Origin of the sequence: Flavilitoribacter nigricans DSM 23189 = NBRC 102662 (assembly GCF_002646595.1) — a bacterium.
Lineage (GTDB): Bacteria > Bacteroidota > Bacteroidia > Chitinophagales > Saprospiraceae > Flavilitoribacter > Flavilitoribacter nigricans.
Genome location: NZ_PDUD01000055.1, coordinates 58154 through 70080 on the forward strand (window position 1 = coordinate 58154; position 11927 = coordinate 70080).

The 11927-nt window shown below is 52.9% G+C and carries 9 protein-coding genes; 8 read left to right on the plus strand and 1 reads right to left on the minus strand.

Annotated features, from left to right (window positions below; genetic code table 11):
- Window positions 1-31: 31 nt before the first annotated feature.
- The 6 genes from CRP01_RS37280 to CRP01_RS37305 all read left to right on the plus strand — a co-directional run bounded on the left by CRP01_RS37280 (window position 32) and on the right by CRP01_RS37305 (window position 6139).
- Window positions 32-778, plus strand: coding sequence for a hypothetical protein (locus CRP01_RS37280; RefSeq protein ID WP_099155193.1), 747 nt, complete (start codon window positions 32-34; stop codon window positions 776-778).
- 164 nt (window positions 779-942) lie between these two features.
- A complete protein-coding gene (locus CRP01_RS37285) occupies window positions 943-1506 on the plus strand; it encodes a UbiX family flavin prenyltransferase (protein ID WP_099155194.1) in 564 nt (187 codons plus the stop codon).
- Between the two features lie 129 nt (window positions 1507-1635).
- A complete protein-coding gene (locus CRP01_RS37290; protein ID WP_143473707.1) occupies window positions 1636-2319 on the plus strand; it encodes a GDSL-type esterase/lipase family protein in 684 nt (227 codons plus the stop codon).
- A gap of 63 nt (window positions 2320-2382) precedes the next feature.
- Entirely contained in the window at window positions 2383-3708 is a 1326-nt protein-coding gene (locus CRP01_RS37295; protein WP_099155196.1) for an APC family permease, read from the plus strand.
- Between the two features lie 26 nt (window positions 3709-3734).
- Window positions 3735-4196: a hypothetical protein gene (locus tag CRP01_RS37300; protein WP_143473708.1), complete on the plus strand. Its 462-nt coding sequence runs from the start codon at window positions 3735-3737 to the stop codon at window positions 4194-4196.
- A 74-nt stretch (window positions 4197-4270) separates the two neighbouring features.
- On the plus strand, window positions 4271-6139 hold the full coding sequence (locus CRP01_RS37305) for a propionyl-CoA synthetase (RefSeq protein WP_099155198.1): 1869 nt from the start codon (window positions 4271-4273) through the stop codon (window positions 6137-6139).
- A 9-nt stretch (window positions 6140-6148) separates the two neighbouring features.
- Here the strand turns inward: CRP01_RS37305 and CRP01_RS37310 are convergent, their stop codons facing one another.
- Window positions 6149-6880 carry a hypothetical protein gene (locus tag CRP01_RS37310; RefSeq protein ID WP_099155199.1) on the minus strand — a complete coding sequence of 244 codons (732 nt, stop codon included), beginning with the start codon at window positions 6878-6880 and terminating at the stop codon, window positions 6149-6151.
- A 936-nt stretch (window positions 6881-7816) separates the two neighbouring features.
- On the opposite strand from CRP01_RS37310, the gene CRP01_RS37315 reads away from it, so the two are divergent.
- Both CRP01_RS37315 and CRP01_RS37320 read left to right on the plus strand, forming a co-directional pair.
- The gene (locus CRP01_RS37315; RefSeq protein WP_170110714.1) at window positions 7817-9691 is read left to right on the plus strand and encodes a family 16 glycoside hydrolase; all 1875 of its coding nucleotides are present in this window, start codon (window positions 7817-7819) and stop codon (window positions 9689-9691) included.
- Window positions 9692-9746: 55 nt separating this feature from the next.
- On the plus strand, window positions 9747-11699 hold the full coding sequence (locus CRP01_RS37320) for a plastocyanin/azurin family copper-binding protein (protein ID WP_099155201.1): 1953 nt from the start codon (window positions 9747-9749) through the stop codon (window positions 11697-11699).
- The last annotated feature ends 228 nt before the right edge of the window (window positions 11700-11927 follow it).

The window sequence follows — 11927 nt, forward strand, 5'->3', positions numbered from 1 at the left end:
ATCATGCCCTTATTTTTGCAACAAAAAGGTCATGCACTGCTACTCTTACCAAAATTGCCCCCGAATCGTTTCTTTCCTGCTTTTGCTGTTCCTGTTCTCGCAAGCCTTAGAGGCCCAGGAAAGCGAAAACAAATTTTATCCCTATATGTACCTGGGCGGTCATCTGCAGGCCGGTATCCCGGTCCAACTCTTCAAAGATAAGGCTCAGAGTGGCAGTTACGGTGGCGGCGGCCTCTTCCTCGTACAGTTAGGACCCCGGCCGATATTCGCCGGATTGGAGGTAAATGTGCACCGCTTCGACAGTGAGCGGATCACCTTTGAAGAGGTGATCAACGGCTTTGTGGAGCAGTTTGAACAAACCACCAAGAATAATGCCCTGCTGGCCCACGTCGTGGTCCGGGCCCAGCCCTGGGACAACAGCCTGTTCCGCCCCTACCTGGATGGCCTGTTCGGCGTTAAGGACCTGTATACCCGCACTACCGTGGAAAATGTGGAAACCGAAGACACGGAAAGTAATACGGATCTTCAGGACTGGAGCCTGAGTTACGGTTTTGCCGTCGGAGTGCAATTAGGCGTATTCCGCAATGAGGCCGTTACGATCGATCTGCGGTGTTCTTACCTAACGGGCAATAACGCGACTTTTTATACCCGCCGGCCGGACGCCGTGGGACCGTTCTTTATTCCGCTCGATGCCTTCGAAACGCAGAATGCGCCTCCGTCCATGCTTATTCCGCAGATTGGGGTGACGGTGGATTTGAGTACGGTGGATTATTATTAGGGGAGGTGCGAGGTGTCAGGTGAGAGGTGTCAGGAGCGAGGAGCGAGGTGTTGGGGGTGGTTTGAACTTTTTTGCTGTTTGGCTATTCCTATTGAACAGGTCTGTTGGGTGAAATGCGCTTTTCATTCCTTGGACTAAAATGTATCTCCATTTAGATCGTATCGATGAAAAAAAAGATAGTCATTGCCGTTGGTGGTTCCAGTGGTTCCATTTATGCCAAAGTTTTATTCGACCGCCTGCAGCGAATTGCTGATCAGTGGGAGGCGGTGGGCGTAGTGATGAGTGATAATGCCCGCTACAACTGGGAACTGGAACTGGGCAATAAGGATTACGAAAATTACCCTTTTGATCATTACGATAAGAAAGATTTCATGGCGCCTTTCGCTTCCGGTTCGGCGCGTTACGAAACGATGATCGTTTGTCCCTGCTCCATGGGCATCCTCGGGCGCATTGCTGCCGGGATATCCGATGACCTCACCACCCGGGCGGCGGATGTGATCCTGAAGGAACGCCGCCGATTGATCCTGGTACCGCGGGATACGCCCTACAGCCTGATCCACCTGGATAACATGAAGCGGATCACGGAGGCGGGCGGGATCATCTGCCCGGCGAGCCCGTCGTTCTACTCCCGGCCCCAAAACTTTGAGGAGCTGGCCGCCACCGTGGTGGATCGCGTGCTGGACCTCGCGGGCTTCAGGCTGGATACCTACCGTTGGGGGGAGTCCTGAATACGGGTGGTCAGATTGGGCGCTTTGGCCTGACGATCGTCCGGGAATATAAGTGCTGTGTCCGGACACTTTTCTACCCATATACTTCTCCACCTATTCCCCTTTGAGTATCTTGCCCCGAAAAAGGACGTGAGAAAGATTGTTTATTGCTATTTGATCCTGCTGATCGGTACCTTCGGATGGGGGTGTAAGAACACCAATATGGAAAATCTGGACCCCAACCGGTTCGAGGAGGAGATCGTGGAATTCGAGCGGGAGAACCAGTATAAAGGAGCGCCGACGGGTGCCATTGTTTTTTTAGGGGGAGCGCACATCAAGAACTGGAGCACTCTGTCTACGGACTTTACCGGCATGCCGGTTAAAAACCGGGCTTTCGGAGATGCAACGCTCCGGGAGAACATCCATTATTTCCGCCGATTGCTGGATCCCTTCCAGGCGGAAGTGCTGGTCATGAACGCCGGAGCGAGCGATATCGTTTTAAACGCCAGTGCGGAGGATGTCTTGAAATCCTTTAATGACTTTGTCCAGCAGATCGTGATCAGTAACCGCGCCTCCCGGCTGGTTTACATTTCCATTTTTCCGTCCCCGGATCAGATCAGTTACTGGCCGGAGATGAAACGGGCCAACGAACTGATTAAAGCGGTAGCCGACCAGAATCCCCGGATCGAATTTGTGGATGTTACTCAGGAATTTATAGGTTCAAACGGTCAACCCATTGAGCAGATGTTTGATAGTGACGGAAGCGGTTTGAACCAGGCCGGCTACGCCCGCCTGCACACGGCCATAGCGCCGGTGGTGGAACGGATGTTCTGAGGCCGATAGGGATCCCGATCTCGTTCATGTATTTATTTTCACATACCATCCATCTTCAGTTTAATGTCTCAATTACAGCGTAAGATCACTCTATACGGCCTCACCATGATCGCAGTGGGCAGTTGTATTGGTGCCGGAATCTTTATTACCCCTTATAAAATCGTACAGGCCGTGCCGCACCAGGGCTACGTCCTGATGGTGTGGGCAATCGGTGGTTTGATCGCGCTGACCGGTGCGCTCACCTTTGCCGAACTCGGTGGCCTGTTTACCAAGGCCGGCGGGGTATACGTCTTCCTGAAGGAAGCCTACGGTAGCCTGACCGGTTTCCTGTACGGCTGGGTGATCCTTTTAGTGGTGAATACGGGATCTCTGGCCGCTCTGGCCATTACCTTTTCAGAATATATGACCTTCTTTGTGCCGCTGGGGCAAACGGGTAAGATCCTGCTTTCCGTAGCCGTTGTGGGGATCCTTACGCTGATCAACGCTGTGGGGGTCAATGTCAGCCAGGGAGTAGCCAGCCTGTTTACCATGCTCAAACTGCTGGCCATCGCCGCTATCGTGCTGGTCGGCTGGTTCTTCTACGATCCCGCCCGGATCCAGCTTTCCCTGGACCTGGCGAAGAACGTTCCGGCTGATCTTTCCAGTGGCCTGTTACTGGCATTGATCGGAGTACTGTGGTCTTTCGGTGGCTGGCACCACGCTACCTATCTGGCTGGAGAGACCATCAAACCTCAACGAACTGTACCGCGGGCCATGTTGCTGGGCGCACTGATCGTCACGGTGACCTATGTGCTGGTCAATCTGGCGTATATGATGCTGTTGCCGCTGGCAGATATCCAGAATTCTACCAGGGTAGCCGGAGATGCTGTCGGTGCGGTGATCAACGGCGGTGGAAAGATCGTAGCGATCGCCATTGCCATCTCGGTATTCGGGACCATCAGTATTTATACAATGTCCGCTCCGCGAATTTATTACGCCATGGCGCAGGACGGCGTTTTTTTCAAGGAACTGGCCAATGTTCATCCCCGTTTCCGGACACCCACAACCGCCATGTACATTCAGGCGCTGTGGGCCATTCTGCTGTTGTTGTTCTGGGGAACCTTTGAGAACCTGATCACCTACGTAACTTTTATGGATATTGCTTTCATGGCACTGGCCGGGGCCAGCGTGATCGTATTTCGCCGCCGTATGCCCGATGCCGACCGTCCGTACCGAACGTGGGGATACCCGGTGGTGCCGGCCATTTTTATACTGATCTCTACAGCTTTTGTGATCAATACCCTGATCCAGCAGCCCAAGCAGGCCATCGCCGGTCTGGTGGTATTGGGACTGGGATGGATCGTCTTTACACTGGTGCGATTTCGGAGAAATGAAGCGCCGGAGGAGTAGAAATTATTCCCGGCAATATGGTATATTTGAAAAATAATATACTGAAGGCCATGAAAATTGCCGATAAACTGCTGCGATATAAGTTTGCAGATAGTAAAAAGTTAGTTTACGCTTCGGTACTGGGTAATTTTCTATTGGCTATCATTCTGATGTTCCCGGATTTTATCGGGATCTTACAGAATGCGCATATACGCTGGTGTCTGGCTTCCGCCATACTCCTGTTTGCACTACTTAAGATCTATGACTGGACATCTTTTTCCGTGAATACCGGCATTTTGGTCGCGTATTTGCTCGGGGTCGTATTGGAATACCTTCAGGCCGGGCTTCCGGGGGAAAGCCTACCGCCGGCCTCCACTGATGCAGCATCTAAAGGAATTCTATTCGACCTCTTGGTAATCATCAGCCCGGTAATTTATGTGTTCGCCAGAACGCTGCTGGCCCTGGGACTCATCGGAGTGGTCAGCGCCAGCCGAAAGCTGAGACGGTAGCGGATGCCGGATGGGATCATAGCCTGGGATTACCTCTGTGAAAAAGAATTCTCTAACCAAATAATATAGATACGGTGCAGTACGAAAGTTTTTACGAAAAAAGCATCCGGAACCCGGAGGCATTCTGGAAAGAACAGGCGGATCAACTGGCCTGGTACCAAAAGCCGGAAACCATTCTCTCCAAAAACGAAGACGGGTATGATCAATGGTTTGCCGATGGTAGTCTGAATCTCAGCTATCTCTGCATCGATAAACATATAGAAGATGGCTACGGTGAGCAGCCGGCTCTTATTTACGACTCGCCGGTCACCGATACCAAAAAGCAATTCACCTTCAACGAACTAAAAGACCAGGTTAGCCGGCTGGCCGGTGGACTGCAGTCGCTCGGCCTGGAAAAAGGGGACACGGTCATCATTTATATGCCGATGATCCCCGAAGCTGTTTTTGCCATGCTGGCCTGCGTCCGGATCGGGGTGATCCATTCCGTGGTCTTCGGCGGTTTCGCTCCGCACGAGCTGGCCATCCGGATCGATGACTGCAAACCCAAAGTGATCATTACCGCTTCTAATGGCATTGAGATCACCCGCATCATTCCCTACAAGCCGTTTGTGGATCAGGCGATCGAAGAGGCGGAACACCGGCCCGAATCCGTCGTTATTTTTGACCGCAAACTGGGAGTAGAGATCCCCGCCCGCCCCTACGATGTGGATTACGCAAAACTGGTGCGGGAAGCCGATCCGGTCGACCCAATACCGGTGGCGTCCACCCATCCGTCCTATATCCTGTATACATCCGGGACTACCGGCAAACCCAAGGGCATCATTCGGGATACCGGCGGCTATGCGACCGCCCTGAAGTTCTCTATGAAATACGTTTACGGTGTGCAGCCGGGAGACACCTACTGGGCGGCGAGCGATGTAGGTTGGGTCGTAGGACACAGTTACATCGTTTACGGGCCGCTGATCAATCGCAATACCACGGTCTTGTTCGAAGGCAAGCCCATCAAAACGCCCGACGCCAGTACGTTCTGGCGGGTGATCAGTGAGTACGGTGTAAAGGTCATGTTCACGGCGCCCACGGCCATCCGGGCAATTAAAAAAGAGGACCCGGAAGGTAAGCTACTGGAGCAATTTGATCTTTCCGGACTGAAATATCAGTTCCTGGCCGGAGAGCGTTGCGACGTGGCTACCCTGCAGTGGACCGAAGAGCAGCTCAAAGTACCGGTAGTAGATCACTGGTGGCAAACCGAATCCGGCTGGCCCATGCTTTCCAATATGGTGGGTGTGGAAGTCAAGCCCATCAAACCTGGATCAGCCACTTTGCCGGTCTGCGGCTACGATATCCGGATCCTGGATGAGCACGGGGTGGAAGTAGGAGCGGAGGAAGAAGGCTACGTGGCGGTAAAGCTGCCTTTACCACCGGGTACGCTGATGAGCCTTTGGGGAAACCCGGAAAGATTCCGTGAAGGGTATCTAAGCCGGTTCGACGGCTATTATTTCTCCGGAGACGGTGGTTACCGGGACGAAGACGGATACATTTTTATCACCGGACGGGTGGATGACATCATCAATGTGGCGGGGCATCGATTATCTACGGCGGAACTGGAAGAAGTCGTCGCCGCCCATCCCGCTGTAGCCGAATGTGCGGTATTCGGGGTGCATTGCGACCTGCGGGGACAAAAACCGCTGGGACTGGTGGTGCTGAAATCGGGCGTTTCCATCGAAGCTGAGCAGTTGGAAAAGGAGATCGTTCAGGATGTGCGATCACAGATCGGGGCGGTGGCCGCTTTTCGGGAAGTCCGCATTGTCAAACGTCTGCCGAAAACCCGCTCGGGAAAGATCCTGCGCAAATTGCTCCGCAGCCTGGCCAATAAGGAAAATTATACGATACCTTCCACCATTGACGATGTACAGATCATCGATGAGATCAAGGAGGTGATGTAAAGATCCCGCTCAAGATAACGGCAGCCGAAGAAACCATTCGGCGAAAGCCCGCCAAATCGAACTGTCGTAAAAGTAAAGGACGGAAGCGTGGTAGATCAACAGCAGGACCAGGGCCACCGCAAAAGGCCCCGGCTCCTTGCGCGTTCGCCAGTCCCAGATCACCAGAGCCAACAGGATCAGATCCGCCAGTAAAAAACCAACAGCCGGAGCCATGGTATAGCCGTCAATCGTCGGGACGTACTCCAATAGCGGCCGGTAATGCCGGTAGATCAGGCGATCCGTGACCGGCGTAACCATCGGAAATACAGTGCAGATCATATAGCGGGCGTGGACCAGTGGCTTTTTCTGATAATAAATAGCCAGTCCGTATAGGATGGCCAGTACGAGCGTGGCATTGACCATCAGCGCAATGTTCGCCAGATGGATGTTGGCCAGCGGACCAGCATCCTGAAACTGGTGGTGGATCAGGTTAAGCGTAGCGGCAATGATCAATGGAAAAATGACGTAGGAAACTTTGCCGATCAAGCGGTGGATGCTGAATTTTTTGAACCGGATCAGCAGAGCTTGCACGATCAGCAATACACACCAGGTGGTCATCGCCAGTCCATGGGTATGGAAACGGACTTCCATATCCGCTCCGATCCGCGAATAGTAACTGGGCCAGAAAGCCAGCAACGCCAGCAGGAAAAAGCCAATGATAAAAAAGGCACTGTGTTGGTAAAGGTGTTTATCCAGACGCATTTTCTTCTTTTTACCGGGCCCGATCAGCAGGTCGGAAGATCCGGCTTTAAAAATGCAAATTCTCCCGAAATTTCTTTGACTTGTCTCTTCCTCTTTTTCTCCAAATGAAAGATTGCTGCGCAGTTGAGGGACTCAGAGAGAAACTCCAACCTGTATGGTAAGCAGATCCCAAGGTGCATCGCACCGCTCAATCTCCAACCTGAAACGGTAGTTATATCCCAAGGTGCATCGCACCGCTCAATCTCCAACCTGAAATGGTAGTTATACCCCAAGGTGCATCGCACCGTCCTATCTCCAACCTGAAACGGTAGATAAAACCCAAGGTGCATTACACCGCTCTATCTCCAACCTGAAACGGTAGATGCCTCCCGAGATGCAGCGCACTGTCCTATCTCCAACCTGGAATGGCAGATACATCCCAAGGTGCAGCGCACCGCTCAATCTCCAACCTGGACTGTAGATAACACCCAAGGTGCAGCGCACCGTTCTATCTCCAACCTGAAACGGTAGATACACCCCAAGGTACAGCGCACCATACTATCTCCAACCTGGAAGGTAGATAAAACCCAAGGTGCAGCGCACCGCTCTATTTCCAACCTAAAAAGGTAGATACATCCCAAGGTGCAGCGCACCGTCCTATCTCCAACCTGGAAGGTAGATAAAACCCAAAGCGCAGCGCACCGCTCAATCTCCAACCTGAAACGGTAGATAACACCCAAGGTGCAGCGCACCGTCAGTTAGCTCGACGGGTTAAGTACTCTCCACTATAGCTCAGCTCATTTCAGCCCGAATTGGCGATTGTAAAACGTCCATTGCACCTCTCCATCCCCAAAAGCACCAGTAGGTATACACACCTTTAAATCATACCCAAACAGGTTTTAAGACTTTTACTTAACTTGGCATCACAATTAAACAATGCGAAAAAGCAATTTAAACATGAAATTCTTAGCAGGTCTTTTTACGATCCTGTTGGCGCTTAGCTGCCAATCGGGGGTAGAAGAAGTGACTACTCAGGAGGAGGAGCAGGAGGCTCCCTCGGAATTACCCTTCACTTCATTAGCATTAGATGATATGTCCGCTTTTCGGGAAGTAGCGGGCAATTGGTCTGTGGTGGGGAGCGTCCTTTCGGATCATACCCAGGAACAGAACATAGCAACCGAAGCCGGTACCGGTGTACTGGTAAACCAGAACGACGATACGAATAAAGATGCACTCGCCACCACCTGGGAACACGGTGACCTGGAACTCAAACTGGAGTTCATGATGCCGAAAAACTCAAATTCCGGCATCTACTTCCAGGGGCGTTACGAAGTCCAGTTGCTGGATAGCTGGTTGAAAGAAAGCCCCAATTTTGGCGATGTAGGCGGGATCTACGAACGCTGGGACGACGCCAAACCGGAAGGCCAGCAAGGCTACGAGGGCATCGCACCGAATGCCAATGCTGCCAAAGCTCCAGGACTCTGGCAGGAATTCCACATCATTTTCCGCGCCCCGCGCTTTGATGCCTCCGGGAATAAAACCGAAAACGCACGCTTTGAAAAAGTAGTCCTCAACGGGATCGTTATCCACGAAGATATGGAAGTGACCGGTCCCACCCGGGCGGCTTTCTTTGAGGACGAAGCGCCTACCGGTCCCCTCATGATCCAGGGTGATCACGGTCCGGTCGCTTTTCGCAATGTGGCCTACAAGCGCTACTTCGACGAGCCCAGCCTCGATCTGGCCAATATCAAATACCAGTACTTTGAGATCGAAGGTCCGATCACGCAGCTGCCTGATTTCGATACCATGACGGTCGTAAAAGAAGGTACGACGGATTCGCTGCTCTACCGGAAACTCTCGGAGCGCAACGAGCAGGTGGCCTACATTTTTACCGGAGAACTGCAAGTACCCAAGGCCGGAGATTATCTCTTTACCGTCTATTCGGATGACGGTTCCCAGTTGTTCCTCGACGGTGATATGCTGGTGGACAACGACGGTAAGCACGACTACGAGCCGAAGTCCGGTCTGATCCAGTTGTCAGAAGGCAGCCACGAATTCCGCCTCACTTACTTCAATAATACCTGGGGGCAGGGCCTGACGGTCATGTACGAAGGTCCGGAAATGCGTAAGCAGGCGCTGCTCAGCGAGGTGAGGGGCGGCAGCCGGAGGGACCGGCCGGTGATGAAGATCGTACCGGAAGAAGACCCGGAAATGGTGCGCAGTTTTGTTATGCACCAGGGCAAGAAGCTGACCCACGCCATGTCGGTAGGTGATCCGAGCGGTTTGCATTACTCTCTCGACCTGCGCCGTGGGGCACTGCTGCAATTCTGGAGAGGTGAATTTGCCGATGTCACCGAAATGTGGTACCAGCGCGGGCAGCCGCAATTGTTGCAGCCGCTGGCGATGGCTGTTGCCGCTAATGCGGGTCATCTGGCGGCCGAACTGTCGGGCAGTGACGCGGCTTATCCCACGGATCAGGACGATCAGCTCAGTCTGAAAGCCTACGATATCAACGAAGACAACGAGCCGGTTTTCAATTACGCAGTAGGGGGAACGATCGTTTCCGATCACTACGAGCCGGCGGATGATGGCCAGGAACTGATCCGGACCATTCGTACCGAAAAGGGCAGCGACAAACTGTTTACCCGCCTGGCGGCCGATGATTACATCAAGCCGGTCGGCAACGGTTACTACTCGGTAGGGGGCAGATACTATATCCGCTTCCTGGATGATAGCGTAAAGCCGGTCATTCGGGAGAACGGAGGACACGAAGAAATGCTCTTCGCCCTTACCGACAGTAGCAAGGAGGTCAAATACGCTATTCTCTGGTAGAACCGGAGCAATCAATGTATTGACCCAATTTCAACATGATCTAAAAATTAGCATAATGCGATATTTCATATTAATCGGCTTATTCTTTTTGGTCCAGCTCGGACTGCAGGCACAGCCAACGAGCGGGCAGTATTTCCAGATTGAAAAAGTGAAGATCCCGGACGATATAGCCCTGGAAGTGGGTGGTCTGGCTTTTGATAACGCGGGGAACCTCGGGGTGGCCACCCGTCGCGGGGAGATCTGGGTGATCAAAAATCCCTCTTCGGCTAATCCGACGTACACCCGTTACGCACACGGGCTGCACGAACCGCTGGGACTCAACTTTCGCGACGGCTCTTTTTACTGCGCCCAGCGCGGCGAGTTAACCCGCCTGACGGATCGTAACAATGACGGTAAGGCCGACCGCTACGAAGCCCTCTACACCTGGGATCTGGCCGGCAACTACCACGAATATTCTTACGGTCCGGTATTTACGCCGGAAGGGGATATGCTGGTGACCCTCAACCTCGGCTGGATTGGCCGGGGAGCCAGTTTGTCCGAGTGGCGCGGCTGGCTGGTGAAGATCACCAAATCGGGTGAACTGGAACCCATCGCCACCGGTCTGCGTTCTCCGGCCGGTTTCGGTTACAATAAGGACGGCGATATTTTCTATACGGAAAACCAGGGAGACTGGGTCGGATCGGGCCGGATGACCCATCTGGAAAAAGGCGACTTTGCCGGTAATCCGGAAGGACTGAAATGGACCCACCGAGAAGGCTCTCCTCTGACGATCACTCCGGAGGATATCGACGATACCAAAGGACTTACCCTGTACGATTACTCCAAGGAGTTGGACGCGATCAAGCCGCCTTCGGTCTGGTTCCCGCATACGCTAATGGGGATCTCCACCTCTGGTTTTGTCAATCTGGAGAACCAGTTCGGGCCCGCCTTTAACGGGCAAATGCTGGTGGGCGACCAGGGCCACAGTAAGATCATGCGGGTGGCACAGGAAAAAGTGAACGGGGTATACCAGGGAGCCTGTTTTCCCTTTGTGGAAGGGTTTTCCTCCGGTATTCTGCGTCTACAATGGGCGCCCGACAACAAAGCGCTGTACGTGGGTATGACCAGCCGGGGCTGGTCTTCTACCGGTCCGGACCTCTTCGGCCTGGAACGCCTCGTCTGGAACGGGAAAACACCTTTCGAGATCAAAACCATCAAGGCGCACCCGGAAGGGTTTGAGGTACAGTTCACCAAGCCGGGCGATAAGGCGACCCTTGCCAAATCTGATTCCTACAATGTTACGGACTTCACCTATAAGTACCACCACTTTTACGGCAGTCCGGTTACGGACCGGGAAGACCGGGCCATCCAGAAAGTGACCGTTGCGGATGACGGCATGTCGGTCATCCTGCATCTGGACCGCCTGCGCAAGGGCTACATCCACGAGGTGAAGGCCAGCGGGGTACGGGCGGAAGACGGATCGGAGCTCTGGCACGATCACGGTTACTATACGCTGAATGAGATTCCCGGCGGTGGTGATGGCGATCTGGCCGGTAATGCCGGAAGCGGGGACGCAGCGGATAATGAAACGGTAGTGGCCCAATCAAAAAATCAGAATGAAATGCCGGCTTCCTGGACGAACGGTCCCGACGAGGAGATCACAATCTCCACGGTGCCGGGCTTGAAATACAGCACGGACTTCATCAGCATTACGGCTGGTCAGAAAATCAAACTGACCCTGCAGAACAATGATGATATGCTACATAACTTCGTTATAACCCTGCCGGATCAGGCTTCTCCTGTTGGTGAAGCAGCGCTGAAACTGGGATTGGATGGTGAGGCCATGAACTACGTTCCGGAAATGGACGCTGTCTTATTCCATACCAAGTTGCTCCAGCCCGAAAGTGGGGAAACGATCTACTTTGTAGCACCGGAAGAACCCGGTACCTACGAATTTGTCTGCACCTTCCCCGGACACCACATGACGATGCGGGGTAAACTGCAGGTGTACGCCAAAGATGCTTTTTAGGAATAAAGATTCAGCGTCCCGAACCGGGTAGCCGAATCCATTTATGGCAAAAAAGAGTGGTCCCGTATTTCGGCCTAAACTGAAATACGGGACCACTCTTTTTTCACTTATTAATTCAAGTTGCCTTTAATTTAGATTCTAGCCAAAAGAGACTAGAAAAAGCCAATAAATAGGAATTTTATAGAATCAGAGCGGGAAGCTTAACAATAAGGTTGAGTGCCAAGCGAA